This is a genomic window from Meiothermus sp. (genome assembly GCF_026004075.1).
GTDB lineage: Bacteria > Deinococcota > Deinococci > Deinococcales > Thermaceae > Meiothermus.
In genome coordinates this window covers 594719-614593 of sequence record NZ_BPIK01000002.1, presented here as the reverse complement: position 1 = coordinate 614593, position 19875 = coordinate 594719, and the positions used below count along the sequence as shown (strand labels likewise).

Annotated in this window: 19 protein-coding genes; 9 read left to right on the top strand and 10 right to left on the bottom strand. The window is 63.6% G+C overall.

All coding sequences use genetic code 11. The features are described 5' to 3' along the window. Positions 1–14: 14 nt before the first annotated feature. The 4 genes from polX to Q0X18_RS15400 are packed head-to-tail and all read right to left on the bottom strand — an operon-like array spanning position 15 to position 5659. The gene (gene polX / locus Q0X18_RS15415; protein WP_297563864.1) at positions 15–1742 is read right to left on the bottom strand and encodes a DNA polymerase/3'-5' exonuclease PolX; all 1728 of its coding nucleotides are present in this window, start codon (positions 1740–1742) and stop codon (positions 15–17) included. Further along, positions 1739–2545 carry a hypothetical protein gene (locus tag Q0X18_RS15410; RefSeq protein WP_297563862.1) on the bottom strand — a complete coding sequence of 269 codons (807 nt, stop codon included), beginning with the start codon at positions 2543–2545 and terminating at the stop codon, positions 1739–1741. Before Q0X18_RS15410 ends, polX begins: the two co-directional genes overlap by 4 nt. Beyond that, a complete protein-coding gene (locus Q0X18_RS15405) occupies positions 2542–4977 on the bottom strand; it encodes an AAA family ATPase (RefSeq protein WP_297563858.1) in 2436 nt (811 codons plus the stop codon). The genes Q0X18_RS15410 and Q0X18_RS15405 overlap by 4 nt, the downstream gene beginning before the upstream one ends. Beyond that, positions 4970–5659 carry a dienelactone hydrolase family protein gene (locus Q0X18_RS15400; RefSeq protein ID WP_297563857.1) on the bottom strand — a complete coding sequence of 230 codons (690 nt, stop codon included), beginning with the start codon at positions 5657–5659 and terminating at the stop codon, positions 4970–4972. Before Q0X18_RS15400 ends, Q0X18_RS15405 begins: the two co-directional genes overlap by 8 nt. Before the next feature lie 124 nt (positions 5660–5783). On the opposite strand from Q0X18_RS15400, the gene Q0X18_RS15395 reads away from it, so the two are divergent. Both Q0X18_RS15395 and pdxH read left to right on the top strand, forming a co-directional pair. Then, positions 5784–6587 carry an NYN domain-containing protein gene (locus tag Q0X18_RS15395; protein WP_297563856.1) on the top strand — a complete coding sequence of 268 codons (804 nt, stop codon included), beginning with the start codon at positions 5784–5786 and terminating at the stop codon, positions 6585–6587. Between the two features lie 41 nt (positions 6588–6628). Beyond that, positions 6629–7261, top strand: coding sequence for a pyridoxamine 5'-phosphate oxidase (gene pdxH, locus Q0X18_RS15390; protein WP_297563855.1), 633 nt, complete (start codon positions 6629–6631; stop codon positions 7259–7261). Between the two features lie 13 nt (positions 7262–7274). On the opposite strand, the gene Q0X18_RS15385 is transcribed toward pdxH, so the two are convergent. The 3 genes from Q0X18_RS15385 to Q0X18_RS15375 all read right to left on the bottom strand — a co-directional run bounded on the left by Q0X18_RS15385 (position 7275) and on the right by Q0X18_RS15375 (position 10858). Then, complete coding sequence (locus tag Q0X18_RS15385; protein WP_297563854.1) at positions 7275–8081, bottom strand: M48 family metallopeptidase; 807 nt, start codon at positions 8079–8081, stop codon at positions 7275–7277. A 125-nt stretch (positions 8082–8206) separates the two neighbouring features. Next, positions 8207–9805 carry a glycerol-3-phosphate dehydrogenase/oxidase gene (locus tag Q0X18_RS15380; protein ID WP_297563852.1) on the bottom strand — a complete coding sequence of 533 codons (1599 nt, stop codon included), beginning with the start codon at positions 9803–9805 and terminating at the stop codon, positions 8207–8209. A gap of 60 nt (positions 9806–9865) precedes the next feature. Then, on the bottom strand, positions 9866–10858 hold the full coding sequence (locus Q0X18_RS15375; protein WP_297563851.1) for an ATP-binding cassette domain-containing protein: 993 nt from the start codon (positions 10856–10858) through the stop codon (positions 9866–9868). Between the two features lie 105 nt (positions 10859–10963). On the opposite strand from Q0X18_RS15375, the gene Q0X18_RS15370 reads away from it, so the two are divergent. Continuing rightward, entirely contained in the window at positions 10964–11635 is a 672-nt protein-coding gene (locus Q0X18_RS15370) for a phosphoribosyltransferase (protein WP_297563850.1), read from the top strand. Here the strand turns inward: Q0X18_RS15370 and Q0X18_RS15365 are convergent. Further along, complete coding sequence (locus Q0X18_RS15365) at positions 11607–13655, bottom strand: prolyl oligopeptidase family protein (protein WP_297563849.1); 2049 nt, start codon at positions 13653–13655, stop codon at positions 11607–11609. The genes Q0X18_RS15370 and Q0X18_RS15365 overlap by 29 nt on opposite strands. A gap of 237 nt (positions 13656–13892) precedes the next feature. Here Q0X18_RS15365 and Q0X18_RS15360 point away from each other — a divergent pair, with 237 nt between their 5' ends. Both Q0X18_RS15360 and Q0X18_RS15355 read left to right on the top strand, forming a co-directional pair. Beyond that, a complete protein-coding gene (locus Q0X18_RS15360) occupies positions 13893–14405 on the top strand; it encodes a winged helix-turn-helix domain-containing protein (protein ID WP_119361502.1) in 513 nt (170 codons plus the stop codon). Then, complete coding sequence (locus tag Q0X18_RS15355) at positions 14405–14965, top strand: IS630 family transposase (RefSeq protein WP_297557198.1); 561 nt, start codon at positions 14405–14407, stop codon at positions 14963–14965. Before Q0X18_RS15360 ends, Q0X18_RS15355 begins: the two co-directional genes overlap by 1 nt. Positions 14966–14990: 25 nt before the next feature. Here Q0X18_RS15355 and Q0X18_RS15350 read toward each other — a convergent pair whose 3' ends face one another. Further along, positions 14991–15857 (bottom strand): DMT family transporter, encoded by an 867-nt coding sequence (locus Q0X18_RS15350; protein ID WP_297563848.1) that lies wholly within the window; start codon positions 15855–15857, stop codon positions 14991–14993. Between the two features lie 224 nt (positions 15858–16081). Beyond that, positions 16082–16516 (bottom strand): universal stress protein, encoded by a 435-nt coding sequence (locus Q0X18_RS15345; protein ID WP_297563847.1) that lies wholly within the window; start codon positions 16514–16516, stop codon positions 16082–16084. 125 nt (positions 16517–16641) lie between these two features. Here Q0X18_RS15345 and Q0X18_RS15340 point away from each other — a divergent pair, with 125 nt between their 5' ends. From Q0X18_RS15340 to Q0X18_RS15325, 4 genes are all read left to right on the top strand, one after another. After that, the gene (locus Q0X18_RS15340) at positions 16642–17502 is read left to right on the top strand and encodes a bacterial transcriptional activator domain-containing protein (protein WP_297563846.1); all 861 of its coding nucleotides are present in this window, start codon (positions 16642–16644) and stop codon (positions 17500–17502) included. Between the two features lie 79 nt (positions 17503–17581). Further along, a complete protein-coding gene (locus tag Q0X18_RS15335; protein ID WP_297563845.1) occupies positions 17582–18718 on the top strand; it encodes a VLRF1 family aeRF1-type release factor in 1137 nt (378 codons plus the stop codon). Between the two features lie 234 nt (positions 18719–18952). Further along, complete coding sequence (locus tag Q0X18_RS15330; protein WP_297563844.1) at positions 18953–19402, top strand: Hsp20/alpha crystallin family protein; 450 nt, start codon at positions 18953–18955, stop codon at positions 19400–19402. 9 nt (positions 19403–19411) lie between these two features. Further along, positions 19412–19768: a DUF4383 domain-containing protein gene (locus Q0X18_RS15325; RefSeq protein WP_297563843.1), complete on the top strand. Its 357-nt coding sequence runs from the start codon at positions 19412–19414 to the stop codon at positions 19766–19768. The last annotated feature ends 107 nt before the right edge of the window (positions 19769–19875 follow it).

The window sequence follows — 19875 nt, the reverse complement described above, 5'->3', positions numbered from 1 at the left end:
CCCAGCAAGCGGCATTACCCCCGCACCTCCCGAAGCCAGTCCAGGAGGGCCGCCAGCGGGCGGGTGTTGAGAACCTGGGCCGGCCCCAGCCAGGCCCGCTGGGCGGTGCCCACGGCCAGCTCCATAAAGCGCATGTGGTCGAGCTGGTGGGCATCGGTGGAGAGGGCAAAAAGCACGCCCATCCCCCCGGCCTGCCGGGCCAGGGTGTCGGGCAGGTCCATGCGGTCGTAGTAGCCGTCAATCTCGAGGGCCTTTCCCAGGGCTTTGGCCCGGTGAAAAATCTTCTCCCAGTCGGCCTCCAGGCCCTTGCGTACCCCCAGCATCCGAGCGGTGGGGTGGGCCAGGATGTGCACACAGGGGTGCTCCAGCGCCCGCAGGAGGCGCCGGGTCTGCTGGGCACGGCTCAGGTTGAAGTGGGAGTGAACCGCCACCAGTACCACCTCGAGCTCCCGCAACACCGGCTCCGGGTAGTCCAGGGAGCCATCGGCGGCCACCTCCACCTCGGCCCCGGCCAGCAGGTAGGGCTTGCCGCCGGTTTTTTCGTTTACCTTGCGAATTTCCCTCAGGCGGGCCTGCACCTTCTCCAGCGGCACCCCGTGGGCCACCTTGAGGCTCTGGGAATGGTCGGTTACGGCCAGGTAGGCATAGCCCAGCTTCTGGGCGGCCTGGGCCAGCTCGAGCAGGGTGGTTTTGCCATCCGACCAGCGCGAATGCACCTGAAGGTCGCCCCGAACCTCCTCGAGCTGCACCAGCCGGGGTAGCTGTCCGGCCTGGGCGGCTTCAATTTCGCCATTGTCCTCCCGCAGGGGAGGCGGAATCCAGGGCAGGCCCAAAGCTCGGTAGACCCCGGCCTCGTCCTCACCTGCCAGGCGCGTCTCTCCCCGCCAGACCCCATACTCATTGAGCTTGAGGCCCTGCTTCTGGGCCAGGGTGCGCAGCTTGATGCTGTGGGCTTTGGAGCCGGTCAGGTACTGCAGGCCGCTGCCCCACGCCGCAGGGGGTACGGTCTTGAAGTCCACCTGCAGGCCCCCCTGCAAAAAGACCGTGGCCCGGTTCTCGCCCACTGCTTCCACATCGACAATGCCCGGCAGCCGCACCAGGGCCTCGAGCACCTGGGCTGGAGTCAGGGTGGCAATCAGGAAGTCCAGGTCGCCCACCGTCTCGCGGTAGCGGCGGAATGAGCCGCATATCTCGGCTTGCAGCACCCCCGGCTGGGCGCGCACCTGCTCGAGCAGGGCTCGAGCCTGTCCAAGCACCGCCCCCAGGGGTCTTCGCTGGGTGGCGGTCTCGGCCAAGGCCAGGTTTTCCAGCAAACGCTGGCGCTTTTTCTCGCCGAAGCCGGGCAGACCCAGCACCTGCTTGGAGGCCAGCGCGGCCTGAAGTTTTTCTAGCGAGTCTACCCCCAGCCGCTCCCACAGGAGCCGGGCGGTTTTGGGCCCCACCCCCGGCACCCGCAGCACCTCCAGTACCCCCGCAGGCACCTGCTGGGCCAGCTTGCTATGGGCCTGAAGGGTGCCCGTACGCAGGTACTCCTGAATCTTGGCGGCCAGGTCGGGGCCGATGGAGGGAAGGGCCTGCAGGGCTTCTTCTCCCTGGGCGGCAATGGTCTCGATGGGGGTCTCGAGGTCGGCCAGGGTGCGGGCAGCCTGGGTGTAGGCCCGCACCCGGAAAGGGTTCTCGCCCAGGAAGGCCAGCATCTCGGCCATCTCCTGAAACAGTTGGGCAATCTCGGCGTTTTTCATCGCACCACCAGCAGCGGCGCCGGCAGGCGGGCCAGCAGGCGTTCCAGCCCCTCCCCGGCCAGCAGGGGCAGGCTGGCCCCCACCACCAGCCCATCGCAGCCGGTGCGGGTAAAGATCTGTAGCAGTTGTTCCAGGCCAACCTCCCGCAGGTGCACGGGCTGAACCAGGGCCCCCCGCCGCACCTGCCAGGCCTGCAGTGTGGAGGCCAGGCTGTTTTCACCCAGCACCACCACCGTCAGGGGTTGGGAGGGGTTTTCCATGAAGGCCCAGGCTGCTTCCAGCAGGGCTTCGGGGTTGTGGGCCTGGGGGTGCAGTACCACCATCGGATGCCGAAACGGCGCCCCCCGCGGCTGCAACAAGACCCAGCGCGCCCCCTGGGGCAGCACCAGCCGCAGCGCGGCGGGGGTCGGTACAGCCAGGCCCATCACCCGGCCCGCCGTACCAATCACCCACAAATCCTCCTGGGCTGCCCACTCGTTCAGGGCCCGCTCGAGCTCCCCCCGCAACACCTGGGCCTGCCAGGCCACCCCCAGCCGCCGGGCGGCCTGCTCGAGATCGGCCTGGGCCTGGGCCGCGAGGGCCTGGAGCTGGGCTTCCAGCCGCGCCGGGTCTACCCCGCCGCCCCAGGGGCTTACCTGGCGGGCCACCGGCAGGCGGGCCCAGCGCAGCAGGCGGGGGTCTTCCAGGAACAGCCCCTGCACCTCGGCCCCCAGCCGGGCGGCCAGTTCCACCGCCGCTGCGATGCTCTGGGCGTCACGGGCCGCCACATCCAGGGCCAGGATGACCCGGCGAATCCGGTTCATGTGCTCCCTCCCATCGTGGGTGCAGCAAAAGCCCGTATCTGCTCGGCAAAGGCCATCAGTTGCGCCTCTACCCGGGCATTCAGGCTGCCCTCGGGGAAGCGCCCGTCTTTCCCCCGTTCCCCGGCCTCGAGGCCGGTCAGAATTTCCAGGGCTGCATCTACCGTATCCACCGCCCAGACTTTGAACTGCCCCTGCGCCACGGCCGCCACCACCCCGGGGTTGAGCATCAGGTGCTGGACGTTGGCCCTGGGGATAATCACCCCTTGCTCACCGGTCAGGCCCGCCTCGCGGCAAACCTCGAAGAAGCCCTCGATTTTCTCGTTGACCCCCCCGATGGGCTGGGCCTGGCCGTGCTGGTTGACCGAGCCGGTAATGGCAATCCCCTGGCGGATGGGCACCTGGGCCAGGGCTGACAGAATCGCGCATAGCTCGGCCATGGAGGCGCTGTCGCCCTCCACCCCACTGTACGACTGTTCGAAGACCAGGCTGGCCGAGAGCGAGAAGGGCCGCTCGCGGGCATAGCGCTCACCCAAAAACCCGGCCAGTATCAGCACCCCCTTGGAGTGCAGGGGGCCACCCAAGGCCACCTCGCGCTCGATATCCACCACCTCGCCCTTGCCCAGCCGCACCCGTGCGGTGATGCGGGTGGGGTGCCCAAAGCTATAACCCCCCAGGTTAAGCACGCTCAGCCCGTTAATCTGCCCCACCCTGGCCCCGCGGGTGTCCACCAGCAGGATGCCGCGCCGCACCGACTCCTGCAGGCGCTCCTTGAGGCGGCTGGCCCGGTAGACCTGCTGGTCTATGGCTTGCTGCACATCCTGGGCCGCAATGACCGGGCGTCCGGCCTGGGCGGCCCAGTGGTCGGCCTCGCGCAGCAGGTCGAGGAGGGCCTCGAGCGCGGTCGAGAGCTTGTGGGCATCGGAAGCCAGGCGTGAACCGTGCTCGACCACCCGCGCCACCGCCTCTCTTTCCAGGGGCCGCAACTGCTCGCGCTGGGCCAGCGAAGCAATCAGTCGCGCATAGGCCTCCTCCCCCTGGGGGGTGCGATCCTGGGCGTCCTCGAAGTCGGCGGCCACCTTGAACAGCTCGAGGAAGTCGGGGTCGTAGGCCGAAAGCAGGTAATACAGCAGCCGATCCCCCACCAGAATCACCTTGACCTGCAGGGGAATGGGGGTCGGTTGCAAGGTAACGGTGCTGGTCAGGCCCAGCACATCGCTCACCGAGCGAATCTGGATTTCTTTGGCCCGCAGGGCCCGCTTGAGCTCCTCCCAGGCATACGGCTGCAACAACACCCGCCGGGCATCCAGAATCAGATAGCCCCCGTTGGCGCGGTGCAGGGCCCCCGGACGAATCAGGGTAAAGTCGGTGACCAGGTTGCCGAACTGGGCGCGGTACTCGATGCGCCCCAGCAGGTTGGCCAGCGAGGGGTAGTCCTCCTCCACCACCGGGGCCCCCTGGCTGCCGGCGTTGTCCACCAGCAGGTTCACCCGGTAGCGGTCGAAGCTGCGGCTGTCGGCGAGCATCTTGCCCAGGGCGGCCTCGAGGGGGTTCTCCGAGTCGCTGGGGTTCGCCAGGAACTGCCCGGCGTTCTCGATCAGGTCTTGCTCGACCACTTCCAGATACCCCAGCACCTCGGGCAGGTCGAGGTAGGAGGCCCGCACCCCGCCCAGCAGATGGGCGATGGCATGGCGGGTCACCTCGCGGTTGAGTTCGCGGATTTTGGCCCGCCGCTCGCTCTCCCACTGCGGGGCTTGCTGCAGGATGGCCTCGAGCTTCTGGTGCAGGGTCTCCATGGCGGCCTGGATGCGCCTTTGCTCCTCCTCGGGCAGCTTCTCGAACTCCTCGGGGGTGATGATTTCGCGGTCGCGCACCGGGGCCAGCCCCATGCCCATAGGGGTGCGAATGATGGCGATGCCCTGCTGGTTGGCCTCGGCCTGGAGGGCATCGAAGCTGGCTTGCTGTTTTTGCTTGAGCTCCTCTTCGATAATCTGCCGCCGGGTGCGGTAGTCTTCGCTTTCGAAAGCCGCCGGGATGGCTACCCGCAATTCCTCTACCAGGCGATCCATGCTCGCTTTGAGCTGGGTACCCCGCCCGGCGGGAAGCCGCAGGGCCTGGGGCTTGTGGGGCTCGAGGAAATTATGCACGTAGACCCAGTCCTGGGCGGGGGGCTCTTGCTGGGCCTGGGCCTGGGTAAAGTGGCGCACCAGACTGAGTTTGCCCACCCCCATGGGCCCCAGGGCAAACAGGTTGTAGCCCTCGTGGCGGATGGCCAGTCCAAACTGCACCGCCTGGATGGCCCGCTCCTGGCCGGGGAAGGCCTGCAGGGGCTCCAGTTCAGTGGTGGTGCGAAAGGCAAAGCGTCGGGGATCGCAGGTGTTGCGCAGCGCGTCTACCGGTAGCAGGTTGGCCTCGAGGCTCCTTTGTTCAGGCATGGCCCGCCTCCTTTGCAGGGGTCAGGTACCGGACAAACCAGTCCCGTGCCAGCCGGGCTACTTCCTCGAGCTTCCCCGGCTCCTCGAAGAGGTGCGTAGCCTCCGGCACCACCACCAGCTTTTTCTCACAGGTGAGCTGCTCGAAGGCCCACTGGTTGAGCTCTAGCACCCCCTCGTCCCAGCCCCCCACAACCAGCAGGGTGGGGGCCCTGACCTTGTGCAGCGCACTGCCCGCCAGGTCGGGCCGCCCCCCACGGGAAACCACCGCCCGAATCCGGTTAGGAAGCCGCGCTGCCGCCACCAGGGCCGCCGCAGCCCCGGTGCTGGCCCCAAAATAGGCTTGCTCGAGCCCCTGGGTTGGGGGCTGCTGGGCCAACCACTCGCTCGAGGCCACCAGGCGTTCGGCCAGCAGGCCGATGTCGAAGCGGTACTGCCGGGTGTAGGTGTCCAGTTGCTCTTCGGCCTCGGTAAGCAGATCCAAAAGCAGGGTAGCCAGCCCGGCGCGCAGCAATTCCCCGGCAACATAGCGGTTGCGCGGACTGTACCGGCTGCTGCCGCTGCCATGGGCAAATACCACCACCCCCAGGGCCCCAGGAGGGATACAGAGATCGCCCGCCAGTTGAGCGCCCTGGCCAAGGGGAATAAAAACGGGTTCGCACGGGAAGTTTTGTGGTTTTGTCATGGTCGGCCTCGTTAGGGTCTCCGCGTCTTCCTCAAGAATGAGCCAGCGCAATTACCAGGGCGTTACCAAATGGCTTTTCGGGTTCTTCGAGCGAAATATAGCGTAGCACCTATACTGGAGCAAGATGGCAGGCCGCTCCGAGATCAAAAACATGGCGCTGTTTTGCGATTTTGAGAACATTGCCCTGGGGGTTCGGGAAGCCAGGTATCCCCAGTTCGACATTCAGAAAATCCTCGAGCGGCTCTTGCTCAAGGGCAGCATTGTGGTGCGCAAGGCCTATTGCGACTGGGAACGCTACAAGGAGTTCAAAGCCTCCATGCACGAGGCGGGCTTCGAACTCATTGAAATTCCCCACACCCGCCTGTCGGGCAAAAACTCCGCCGACATACGGCTGGTGGTGGATGCCCTCGACCTTTGCTACACCAAGTCGCACGTGGATACCTTTGTCATCATCAGCGGCGACTCCGACTTCTCCCCCTTGGTCTCCAAGCTGCGGGAAAACAACCGGCTGGTGATAGGGGTAGGGGTCAGGAAGTCAACCTCGGACTTGCTGACCGCGGCCTGCGACGAGTTCATCTTCTACGACGACCTCGTGCAAGAGGAGCTGGCTCAAAAGCGCGCCACCAAACCCGGAAAGTCAGCCCCCAAAAGCAAAGCTGCCGATAAGCCACAGGACAAGCAGCAGGAGGCCCTCGAGCTCGTGCTCGAGACGCTTTTGGCCCTGCAAGCCGAGCGCGGTGGCGAGGAGCGCATTCTGAGTTCGCTGGTCAAACAAACCCTTAAGCGCCGCAAACCGGGCTTTAACGAAGCCTCTTACGGCTTCCGCTCGTTTAGTGCCCTGTTGGAGGAAGCCCAGCGCCGGGGGCTGTTGCGCCTGGAGCGCGACGAGCGCTCGGGGGGCTATATTGTGTACCCTCGAGGGGAGTAGGGCTCCAAATTGGGCCCTGCGCAAAAGCGCATAATAGGGCCATGCTGCGCGACCTTCGTAGCGACTATACCTACGGAACCCTCAGCGAGCAGGAGGCCGACCTTAACCCTTTCCGGCAGCTCGAGCGCTGGCTGGCCGAGGCCATCGAGACCCACCTCTACGAGCCCCACGGCATGACCCTCTCCACGGTAGGCCCGAACGGGCGGCCCAGCAGCCGGGTGGTCTTGCTGCGGGGGCTGGACGAAAGGGGGTTGGTGTTTTTCAGCAACTACCAAAGCCGTAAGGGACGGGAGCTCGAGGCCAACCCCTGGGCCTGTGTCAATTTCTGGTGGCCGCCCCTCGAGCGCCAGGTGCGCGTCGAAGGGCAGGTCGAGAAGGTCGAGCCCGAGCTTTCCGACGCCTACTTTGCCAGCCGCCCCTACGACAGCCAGATTGGGTCGGCGGCCAGCCCGCAAAGCCAGGTGATTGCCAGCCGGGAGGTGCTCGAGCAACGCGTCGCAGAGCTCAGGGCCCGCTACCCCGAGACCGTACCCCGTCCGGCCCACTGGGGCGGCTACCGTCTGAAACCCGACACCTTCGAGTTCTGGCAGGGCCGCCCCAGCCGCCTGCACGACCGGCTGGTCTACCGCCTGCAGCCAGATGGAAGCTGGAAAATAGAGCGGCTGGCCCCTTGAGGTGTCAGGCTGCCTACCAGTACAAACCCAGCCCCAGTTCGTGTAGAGCCTGGTGGCGGGCTTTGTAATCGGGCATAATCCGCTCGACCAAAGACCAGAAGCGGGGGCTGTGGTTGAGCACCTTAAGGTGGGCCATCTCGTGCACCACCACATAATCCAGCACCCGCAAGGGCAGCATTACCAGCCGCCAGTTGAAGCGCAGCTCCCCCCTGGCGTTGCAGCTTCCCCAGCGCTTTTTCTGGTTGCGGATCAGCACCTTGGGCATGGGCCAGCCAAGCTGAAGCGCGTAGTGCTGAACCCGGCGGGTAATGACTTCCTCGGCGCGTGACCTGTACCAGTTTTCCAGCATCTCGCGCACCTCTTTGCTGTGCACGCTGGAGGCTCCGGCCTGCACCAGCAGCACATTGCCTTTGAGGGCTACCGCGGTCTTTTGTCTGCTCCTGGAGGAAAAGTCAAAGTCGAATAGCTCGGGCTGGAAAAGGAAGCCACGCCCATCGCGCCTGCGTCCACCTGAGGTAGAAGGCTCGGTTTGTACTTGTAAACTAACCCGGCGACCCAGGTATAAAAACTCCTCCCCACTCACGAAACGCTTTCTTGGCCCCAGGCGGTTCTTGAATTCCGCGTATTTCTCGGCGATCCAGCGGGCTCTGGTGTTGACCAGGGCCACCACCTGTTCCAGGGGCATCCGCTCAGGGGCAGCCACCCGCACCCCTTGGGGATCAATGGTGATCCCCACCGTTCGACGGCGGGCGCTGCGGCGGATGGTATAGCGAATCGTTCTGTTCTGGTAGTGCAGGGTGGCTTTTTCTGTTTCTGGCATCTGGGCTTAATGGTATCCAGAACGAGCAAATCAAATGGTGAGATGCAGGTTTGCACGTTTACAGCGCATTTTTCCTACAAACATACTCGGGCTTTTGATATCCCACACCCAGCGCGGCAAGCCCCTTATATCGCCTCGAGTATCTGCGACCTGGCCTTTTCCTGCTCGAGCACCACCTTATCTGCGTCCCAGCCCAGTTCGCGGCCCATCAGCTCGGCCACCCGGGGCACAGCACCCAGCGCCGCCGAGGTGTCCAGGAAGGCCAGCCGGGTGCGGCGGGCCAGCACGTCGAGGGGGGTTCGGGCCATCTCGTGGCGGACGGCATAGATGACCTCGGCCTCGAGGTAGGGCCAGGCCTGCACCAGCCGGTTGTTGTAGCCTTCCATGGCAATTTGGGCCACAACCTGGGCGCGGGCACCATAGGCCCGGTGCAGGTGCCGGGCCACATCTGGGGGAAGTCCCATCTCTTCGAGCTTTCGGGCCCCCTCGGGTTCAAAGCCCTGTCCGCCTATCAGCGGGAGCTGCTCGGTGCGCGATTCACCTGCTGGCAAGCCAAATTTCTTAGCGGCGTAGTTCACCAGATCCAGCGCCATCTTGCGGTAGGTAGTCCACTTGCCACCAGTTAGGGTTAAAAGGCCCGAGGCGCTCTCCTGAATCAGGTGGTCGCGGGCCAGCCGGGCGGTGTCGGCATCCGGACGCGAGACCAGCGGGCGCAGGCCCGACCAGCTCGCGCGCACCGCCTCCCTGGGGATCGCACCCAGGTAGGGCCTTACCTGTCTGAGCACGTACTCAATCTCCGCTTCGCTCACCCTGGGGTGATCTACAATCGGGGCGGGATCATCGGTGGTGCCCACCAGGGTTCCCCCCAGCCAGGGCAGCACGAACACCACCCGTCCGTCCTCGGTTTTGGGGATTAGCAAACCGGTATCGGAAGGGCTGTATTTTTTGTCCAGCACGATGTGAATGCCCGAGCTGGCTTTGAGCAAAGGGGGGGCCTCGGGGTCGTCCAGGCGCCGGATATGGTCCGAAAAGGGGCCGGTGGCGTTGACGATCACCCGAGCAGAAACCTCGATTTCCTTTGCAGACAGGCGGTCTTTGACGGCAGCGCCCGATAGTCTGCCGTTTTGCTTGAGCAACCCGGTTACTTCCAGGTGGTTGAGCACCACTGCACCCTGCTGCACAGCGGTCAGGGCCAGCTCCACGTTGAAGCGGGCATCATCGAACTGCCCGTCCTGGTAGGCCACTGCACCCTTGAGGCCGTCGGGGTTGACCGCGGGGAAGCGCTCGAGGGTTCCTTGGGCGCTGATGTACTGCGCGGGCTGTAGGCGCGCCCGGCCGGCCAGCAGGTCGTAGAGCTTCAGCCCGGTGTAGTAGTAGGGCACCTCCCACACCCTGTACAGAGGGGTCAGGAGCCAGAGGGGCCGGGCCAGGTGGGGGGCGTTCCTGAGCATGATGGCCCGTTCGTGCAGGGCGTCGCGCACCAGGTTGAGCTGTACTTTGTCAAAGGTTTTGATGGCAAGCTCGAGGTAGCGCACCCCCCCGTGAATCAGCTTGGTACTTCGGCTCGAGGTGCCCTCGGCAAAGTCGTAGCGTTCGACCAGGGCGGTTTTGAGGCCCCGGCTGGCGGCTTCCAGGGCCACCCCAGCCCCGGTGGCCCCACCCCCAATCACCAGCAGGTCGAAGGTTTCCGAGGCGAGTTTCTCCAGCAGTTGGGTGCGCTCCATAGCACCACCAGACTAACCCAGACCCCGAAGGCTGGGCCAATGCTCAAAGGGGGGATTACCCTAACCATCGGTTACCAGCCGGGTATCGGCAAAAACCCGCCCGATTACCTCTTCGATGGCCGGCTCCCGCACTTCCAGGTCGTCTATGGGGAGTTCGTGCAGCATCCGGCTCACCCGGTGAACCAGGTCTTCCCGCCGCACCAGCAGCCGGGCCTCGAGCCCCTCCCAGGCCCGCACCTCGCCGAACTGTTCCAGGCGGTCTTTCTCGATGGGCTTTCCAAGCTGAATGTGCACCTCGCGGTAGGGGGCGAAGCGCTCGAGCAAACCCTCCAACCCCCCGTCGTAGATGAGCCGGCCCTGGTGGATCATCAGCACTCGCTCGCACAGCGCGGTGATGTCGGCCATGTAGTGGCTGGTGAGCAGGATGGTGGCCCGGTAGCGCCGGTTGTACTCGAGCAAAAACTCCCGCACCGCCACCTGGGCGTTCACGTCCAGCCCCAGCGTGGGCTCGTCCAGAAACAGCACCTGGGGCCGGTGCAAGAGCGCGGCCAGCAGCTCGGCCTTCATGCGCTCCCCCAGGCTGAGCTTGCGCACCGGCTGGTTCAGCTTACCCTCGAGCGCGAGCATCTCGCTTAGCTCGGCCACCCGCTTCTTAAACTCGCCCTCGGGAATCTCGTACACCGCGGCGTTGACCCGGAAACTGTCGGCCGCCGGCAGATCCCAGATGAGCTGCTGCTTGTTGCCCATCACCAGGGTAATCTTGCGCAAGAAAGCGTACTCCCGTTTGAAGGGCTGGTGTCCGGCGACCTCGAGCCGCCCCGTGCTGGGGTGAATCAGGCCCGACAAAAGCTTGAGGGTGGTGGTTTTGCCAGCCCCGTTGGGCCCCAAAAAGCCCACCATCTCCCCTGGTTCAATCTGGAAAGAGACGTCTTTGACGGCTTCGACCTGCCGGTATTTGCGCTTGAGGAAGTGCCGGATGGTGCCCACAAAACCAGGCTCTTTGAGGGCCACCGGATAGAACTTGGAGAGGTGTTCGGCCCGGATCTGGCTCACCTGAAGCAGTATAGCCCGTCAGGGCAGTACAAATCCGGGGTGTAACCCTCTGGTAATGGCCGGGTGTAAGGTTGTGCATGAAGAGGGTATCCCAAGGAGGTTGCAATGAAACCCTTCAAGGACCGTAACCAGGCCGGTGCACTGCTGGCCGAGCGGCTGGTGGCGCTGGGCTACGACCGGCAGCCCAACCTGCTGGTGTTTGGTTTACCTCGAGGGGGGGTGCCGGTGGCCTTTCAGGTGGCCCGACGGCTCGGCGCACCCCTGGATGTCTGGGTGGTGCGCAAGCTGGGCACCCCCGGCCACGAGGAGCTGGCCCTGGGGGCCATCGCCTCGGGCGGGGGGCGGGTGCTCAACCAGGAGATCGTGGACAGTTTGCAGGTTTCGGCCGACACCCTGGCCGCCGTTGAGCAACAGCAGTGGACCGAGCTACAGCGCCGTGAGCGGCTGTACCGCGGTAACCGGCCTTTCCCCGACCTGAAGGGCAAAACCGTTCTGCTGGTGGACGATGGGCTGGCCACCGGGGCCACCATGAAGGCCGCCATCGCCGCAGCCCGACAACACCACCCCGGCCGGCTGGTGGTGGCCGTGCCGGTGGCCCCGCCCGATACGGTGGCGGAAATCCAGGCGCTGGTAGACGAGGTGGTCTGCCTGGAAACCCCAGCCTTCTTTCAAGCGGTCGGCCTGTGGTACGAACATTTCCCCCAGACCTCGGACGAAGAGGTGCTGGCCCTGCTGCAGGCCGCTTCGGCTAGGCCAGGCCCATCTGGTGCAGGGTAAAGGCGTAGATATCGGCCTGTTCTTCGATCAGCATGCGGGTGGGCTTGCCCAATCCGTGCCCGGCCTTGGTCTGGATGCGAATAAGGATGGGGGCCGGGCCTCCCTGGGCGGCCTGCAGGGCTGCCGCGAACTTGAAGGAGTGCGCGGGCACCACCCGGTCGTCGTGGTCGGCGGTGGTGATCAGGGTGGCCGGGTAGTGAGTGCCGGGCTTTAGGTTGTGCAGGGGCGAGTAGGCCCGCAGGTACTGGAAGTGCTCGGGGTTGTCGGGCGAGCCGTAATCCGAGACCCAGGCCCAGCCGATGGTGAACTTGTGGAAGCGCAGCATATCCAGCACCCCCACCGCCGGCAGCGCCACCCCAAACAGCTCCGGGCGCTGGGTGAGGGCGGCCCCCACCAGCAGCCCCCCGTTGGAGCCCCCCTGAATAGCCAGCCGCTGGGGTTTTGTGTAGCCCTGGGCGATGAGCCACTCGGCGCAGGCGATAAAGTCGTCGAAGACGTTCTGCTTACGCTCCAAAGTGCCGGCCCGGTACCAGTCCTCGCCGTACTCGCCGCCCCCGCGCAGGCAGGCCTGGGCAAACACCCCGCCCTGCTCGAGCCAGACCAGCCGCCCTGGGTTGAAGGCGGGGGTCATGGGGATGTTGAAGCCCCCGTAGCCATACAGCAAGGTGGGGTTCTGCCCGTCGAGCTGAAGCCCTTTTTTGTGCACCAAAAACAGGGGTACGCGCGTACCATCCCGGCTGGGCACAAACACCTGGTGGGTCTCGTAAAGGCTGGGGTCGAACTGCAGGGGCGGTGTGAACAGGGGCCGGGTCTGGCCGGTGGTCAGGTGGTGGTGGTAGAGGGTGAGGGGGTACAAAAAAGAGGTGAAGCCGTAGAAGAGTTCGGGGTCGTCTTCCTCGCCCGCCACCAGCGGCACCATACCCAGCGTGGGTAGGGGCAGGCGGCCCCGGGGGCGCCCCTCGAGATCCACCAGCTCCAGCCGGTGGCTGGCGTGGTGCAGGTAGCCCAGCACCAGCCCGTCCCCGGCGGGCTCCGCAAAGCTCAGGGTGTCCTCGCCCTCGGGCACCAGGGTCTCCAGGGTTTCCAGCCCCCCTCGGGCCACATCCACCACCACCACCCGGCCCCGGGGGGCCTCCAGGTTGGTTTTGAAGTAGAAGCGGGAGCCCTGGTTGCGGATGAACTCGAACGAGGCCACAAACTCGCCCACCAGCTCAACAAAGGGCTCCTCCGAGCCATGGGGCCGGTAGAAAAACAGGTTCTCGCGGTGGGTGCCCCGCCACACGTGCAGGCACTCGTAGCGCCCGTCGTGGGTCACGAAGGCCTGAAAACCCCACTCCTTCTGGTCGGGCCGCTCGTAGACCAGCACGTCCTGCTGCTGGGGGGTGCCCAAGCGGTGCAGATAGACCTTCTGGAAGTAGTTGGCCCCGGTGTAGTCGGTGCCTTCGGCGGGTTCGTCGTAGCGGCTGTAGAAGAACCCGCTGCCATCGGGCAGCCAGGCCGCGCTGCTAAACTTGCTCCAGCGGATCTCGTCGGGCAGATCCTGGGCCGTTTCCACCTCGCGCACCCGCCAGGTGAGCCAGTCCGAGCCGCTTTTGCTCAGGGCGTAGGCCAGGTAGCGCCCATCCCGGCTGACGGCATAGTTGCTCAGGGCCACCGTACCGTCCTCGGAGAGGGTGTTGGGGTCGAGCAGGACCCGGGGGGCCGCCTCCAGGTGTTCCTGCACATACAGCACGTTCTGGTTCTGCAAGCCGTCGTTGCGCAGGCTAAAGTAGCGGCCCCCACGCTTAAAGAAACTGAGCACGCGGGGGTAGTTCCAGAGTTCCTCGAGCCGCCGCCGGAGGGTCTCCCGCAAGGGAATCTGCTCGAGGTAGCCAAAGGTGAGGCGGTTCTGGGCCTCGATCCAGGCCCGGGTCTCGGGGGCCTGGGGATCCTCGAGGGGGCGGTAGGGGTCGGGAATCTGCACCCCGTGCAGCTCCTCGACCACCTTTGCGGTGGGGGCAGGGGGATACGAAAGTTTCATCCTGCACAATATACAAGCCTCGAGGCGGCCCTGTCGCCAGACAAAAACCTGGGCCGGGTCATACCGTTTCCGCTTGAATCCTTCACCGCTGGACGCAGTCAGAGGTGAAGGATTCAAGCCGACCGAAGGGAGTAGAAAAGCATTTCGGCAGTATCGTTTAGGCTTGTCAAAGTGAACGATACTGCCGGAATGCGTATCATAAGAAATCTTCAAGACTCTTTCCACTAAAATGGAGCCATGCAACTGGCCCAACATCAGCGCCGCCCCCGGTTGGAACTCCAACTGCGACACCATCCGGATAACCTCCACGCCCTCTACCGGGAGTCCCAAGACCACACCGAACGCGCCCGCTGGCACGCTCTCTGGCTGCTGGCCAGGGGTCAGAGCATCCCCGAGGTAGCCAGGAATCTGGGCTATACCGATCGCTGGGTGCGTCAGGTAATCCACCGCTACAATCAGGGCCTGCCCATGAAGAATCTGCGGCACGAGAACAAAGGCCGGGCCCCCCTCGTACCGCCCGAACTCCAGGAGGGCTTCCGCCAGGCCCTCCTCCAGCCCCATCCCAGGGACGGGCTTTGGAGCATACGCAACGCTGCGGAGTGGCTGGCTGAAAGGCTGGGACGTCCGGTGGATGGGCGGCGGGCCTGGTACTGGATGCGTCGCCTGGGCCTGGCCCCGCTGCGCCCCCGGCCGCGCCACCGGGAGGCGGATGCGAAGCGGCAGGAGGCTTTCAAAAAAAGCTCTTTCTGATGGTTTTCCTGTTCAGGTTGCTCTTTCCTGAACTGGAGTTGGAGGTGTGGGGCTTTGATGAGCGCCGAATAGGGCTGAAGCCCATCCGCCGACGGGTATGGGCCTTGCGAGGGAGGACGCCGCTAGCGCAGGAGCGGCCCCGCTATCGCTGGCTGTATGTGTACGCCTTCATAAGACCGGGTACGGGGGAAAGCGAGTACTGGCTGCTGCCCTCGGTCTCGGTGGAGGGGTTCCAGTTGGTGTTGGAGGCCTTTGCCCGGCTACGGGGGGCGGGGGCGGGCAAGCTGGTACTGGTGGTGCTGGATCAGGCTGGCTGGCACACCTCGGGGCGGGTGGAGCCAGCCAAGGGCCTGGGGCTGTGTTATCTGCCACCCTACTCGCCCGAGTTGCAGCCGGTAGAACGAGTCTGGGGGCTCATTGACGCGGTCGTGGCCAATGGGCAGGTGCAGGATGAAGAGGAGCTGTGGGCCAAGGTGGAAGCCCGGTGCGCTTACCTACAAACCCAGCCCGCGCTTATCCAGAGCTACACCCTATTTCACTGGTGGCCGGGGGGATGTTAGGGGAATGAATCAAAAGGATTTCATATCACATCTCCGGGGTTATCTGCTCGGGATGGGGTTTGGGGCTTCTGAGCTGGCTGATCAGGGTGGCCGTGATAATCAGGCCTGCCCCAATCAAGCCCTGCAAGCCCAGCCGCTCCCCCAGCAAAATATAGGCAAAAGCCGCCGCATAAACGGGCTCGAGGGTAAAGATCACCGCAGCCTGGGGGGCTGGAACCCGCCGCTGCCCCAGGGCCTGCAACCAGATGCAAAGCGCCGAGGCCACCAGGCCCAGGTACAGAAGCGAAAAGTAGGGGAAGCCAGCCGCGTTCCATACCGGCTTTTCCCAGAGCATCCAGACCAGCGACAAAAGCGCAACGGTGAGCATCTGTATGCCCGTCAGCGGCAGGGTTGCGTGCTGGCGCGCAAAGTGTTCTAAGCGCCAGATGTACACGGCGTAGGCCAGGGCGGTTCCCAGCGTCCAGAGGTCGCCCAGGTTGGGCGGTGAACCATCGTAGGACAGAAGCCCCACCCCCCCAATCGCCAGCCCGGCCGCCAGCCAGATGGGCCAGCCCAGGCGCTGCCCCAACAGCCCCAGTAGCATGGGCAGGGCCACCACATACAGCGTGGTGATAAAGGCACTGCGGCTGGCCGTGGTGTACTGCAGGCCCACGGTCTGGGTCAGATAGGCCAAAAAAAGCACCGCGCCCAGCTCGAGGCCCGCTCCCCAGAGCCGGGGGTCGCGCCGGAGCAAAAATGGAACAAAAACCAGTGTAGCAATGGCGAAACGCACAAAATTGATCTGCCCCGGCCCCAGGGTTTGCAGGCTGTCCTTTACCAGCACGAAGGTACTACCCCAGAACAGCGTAGCCAGGTTCAGGTAAAGGAGTCCCAACAACAGATCTCGGCGCACGAAGAAAAGTTTACCGACTTCCCGCGCTTTTCGATGGCCCTGGCCTCATACCCTTTCCGCTTGAATCCTTCACCGCCCTGCGCAGTCAGAGGTGGAGGATTCAAGCCGACCGAAGGGAGTAGAAAAGCATTTCGGTAGTATCGTTTAGGCTTGTCAAAGTGAGCGATACTACCGAAATGCGTATCATCCCAACGCGGTGCAACTCATAGGCCCTAGGACTTTGTTCAAATCTCGAGCACCTCATCTGTAAAGCGCTGAATCCAGGGTTTACTTTGCACCACTTTGACACTGGGCACTACCTGAACGGGTACTTTGGCGTTGGCCAGTATGCTCCGAGCCACCAATCCCAGCTCTTCCGGAGCTTTCTGCGCAGTATCGCGGCGGCCTATCACAATCAGGTCGGCACGGGTTTGTTGGGCGGTTTGGGCTACCACCGCCCCAATGCTCTGGCTGTGGGCTTCAACCAGCAGCACTGTAGGGGGATGGCGCGCCCCTTGGGCCATCTTGGTCAGGGCCTCACCGATCGAAGGGTTGGGGTGCTCGAGTACGTGCAAAAGCGTTACCTTACAGCCCAGCCAGCGAGAAAGGCCAAGCGCATACTGGACAGCCGCCAGGCTACCCGGCCCCAGCCCTACCGGAACCAGAATGTGGCGCAACACAAACACCTCCTACTTGGGCCCAGGATGAATCCAGGGCATTACCAGCCTGTTACAGGCCGCAATCTCGCGCCGGCTACTCCTTTTGGCGGATGAAGCGGTAATGGGTTTGTAACAAAAATTAAATTATGAAAAGGTTGTCGTACCGTTCAGAACAGGCTCCGCCTACCCAGGTACGCACCTTGGGCCAGGTGGAGGTTTTGGTCGCAGGCCGTCCTGCTATCTGGCACGCCCATACCGCCGAAGAACTCTTCTTTTACCTGCTCTCGTACCCGGAGGGCAGGAGTAAGGCGGAAATCCTCGAGACCCTGTGGGGCCTCGACCCCGATCCGGTGGCCAACAACCGCTTCCGGGTAACGCTCTTTCGGGTTCGCACCGCCCTGCAGAACCCCGCAGCCGTCCAAGAAGACCATGGACGCTACCGCTTGAGCGAAACGATTTTGCGAAGCTCCGATCTGTACAGCTTCTACCAGGCACTGGCTGAGGGCCAGCGCGCAAGCTGCGATACTGCCCGGCTGGAAGCCTACCAGAAGGCCATTGCCCTGTACCAAGGCGATTACCTGCCGGGCTTTGCAAATAACTGGGTCTCAGAGGCCCGCGAGGAGCACAGGACAGCGTATATACAAGCCTTGCTCGAGGTCGCCCTCATCTACTACGACCGCGCAGACTGGCGTCAAGCTGCTTTATATCTCCAGCAAGCGCTCAAAAAAGACCCCTATCTGGGCGAGAACTATCACCAACGCCTGATGTGGTGTCTGGCCGCTGCGGGCGATAGCTATGGGGCTATCGAGCACTACCGCCGCTTTACAAAGTTTCTGCGCGAAGAACTAGGCGATACGCCCATGCCCGAAACCCAGGCCCTGGCCGAGCGCATCAAGCAAAACCAGCTCCTTCTGCCCTACCACAACCCCAGTAGCTCGAGCCTGACCGGCCATGTAAACCAGCTAGCCACAGCACCAGCCTTGCAACTTCATCGCTCAGGCCTGTAATGGCTAGGTAATTGGCGAAACGTTGAATCGAGTTAGGGAGCAGCGCCCACACCTGCTTATCAAGCGCAAGGAGGTTGTTATGCTGACACAAGAAGTTACACGCTATATCCGCGAGTTTGTGGCCCCAAGGGTTGCACCGGTATTGTCGCTGTATCTGGATGTTAACCCTGCCAACCCAGACAACCAGGGCAAGGCCTATCTGCTGCGGGCCCGCGAAGCCATCGAAGCCACCCAGGCTCCACCCGAGGTCGGCAAAAAAGTTCTGGAGGCGCTCGAGCAGAGGCTGCCCCAGGCCCGTAGTCGGGTGGTCTTTGCCGCCGAGGGCTGGATGGAAATCTACGACCTGCAGGTAGACCTGCCCCTCGTGCAGGGCGCCGAAGCCCGCTGGGGTGAGCCCTACCTGACCCCCATTCTGTACGTACTCGACGAGTATGAGCGGGTCGGGGTGGTCTATATTGACAGCGAAAAATGGCGCATGTTCGAGGTGTACCTGGGCGAGATTGAGGAGCTGCCGGGGGCTTTCCGGGCCGTAGGGCCTCAAGAATGGAAACAGCTCACCCAGGACAGCCAGGGCCGTCGCTACACCCAGGGCGGTATCCATCGGGCGGCGGCCGACACCGACCACTTCGAGCGCCGGCTCGAGGCCTGGACACACCGCTTCTATAAACGGCTGGCCGGGCTCTTGGAGCAGACCGTAAATGAACGCAACATCCAGCGGCTGGTGCTGATGGGACCCAAAGTCGAGGTAGAGGTATTCAAAGAAATGCTGCCCCGCCGGCTGCGCGAGCGGGTCGTTGCCACCCTCCCCTCCCTGCCTACCCCCAGCGCCCAGGCCGGTGAGGTGCTGAAGCGGGTGCAGGAGGTGCTGGAACCCCTCGAGCGCGAACAGGAAAACAAACTCCTGGGCGAGCTGGTCGAACGGGGGGTGGGCGGGCTGGATCAGACCCTCGAACTCCTGCAGCAGGGCAGGCTCTACCTACTTGTAGCCCCCTGGAACCCCCAGGGCAAGGTCTATCGTGCCCCGGATGGCTGGGTGGGCAGCAGCCCTGCTGTGGCCCAGGCGCACGGCGCCGATCAGCCCGAAGAAGTCGAGCTGAAACTGGTGCTGCCCGAGCTAGCCGCTGCCTATGGAACCCGGCTCGAGTTCGTACGGGGGCCTGCCGAGGCGCGCTTGCACAAGGAATTAGGCGGTCTGGCCGGACTCCCCCGTTGGTAATGGTCTGGTAACGGCAGTCGCTTATCTTTTGAGAAAGAAGGTGTCATGTAACCCAAGTGGTTAGTAATGGGCACCCGAAGGCACGTTCTCAAACCGTGTTCGAAGGAGCCCATGCTCGACGGTAAACGCCTCTGGGTTTCGGGTTAGGTGGCAGCTCGGAACACCAGAGGGTAGGCCCAAGTCCCAATCTGGCGTGCAGCCACCCACGCCAAAAAGACCAAAGGAGGCATGTGTATGTTGGCTCGTTTCGACCCTTGGCGCGAAATGGATAACATGCGGAGGGAAATCGAGCGCTTGTTTGATGAAAGCCTGTTCCGTCGTGAGTTTCCATTCCTCGACAAAGAGGTAGCGGCCATGCCGCTCGACATCTACGAAGAAGGCAACAATATCGTGGTGAAAGCCTCGATTCCCGGCCTCAAACCCGAGGACATCAAGGTTGAAGTGCGCGGCGACATGCTGCGGATCTATGGCGAGGCCAAAAAGGAGGAAGAAAAGAAAGAGCGCAACTACCACCTGCGCGAGCACCGCTATACCCGCTTTGAGCGCTCGGTAACCTTGCCCAGCGAGGTGTTGACCGATAAAGCTGAGGCGGTGTTCGAGAACGGGGTTCTCACGCTCACCCTGCCCAAGAGCGAGACCACCCCAACCAAGGCTATTCCTATCAAGACCCCTGCCAAGGTGTAAGGAGGACATATGACGGCGCAAAGAATTGACCTTTTCATGGGACTGGTGTTTGCTCTGCTGGCCGTCCTGGGTCTGTTTTTCGCGCCAAATGGCCTGATTCTGGGATTTATTCCCAGCAACACCAGCCTGGCCATCGTCTACCTGATTACTGCCGTAGCTCTGCTGTATGGCTACTTTACCGGTGATCGGCTGGCCCACATGATGGCCGCAGTGATTGGCCTGGTCTATGCCGCGCTGGCCCTCATCGGGTTCTTCAGCAGCAGCTTTTTGGGCCTGCCCACCGGCGGCTGGAACATCGTAGTCAACCTGATTGCTGCGGTGGTGCTGATCTACGACTGGCTGGGAACCCCCAGAACGGCTAGTTGACCGGCAAACCCATCGTCCGAAACGGGGTGAAACCTCACCCCGTTTCTCCATGGTTCATGGCGCTATTTTGTTCAGTATTGACTAAACTCTACAAAACTGTATAAACT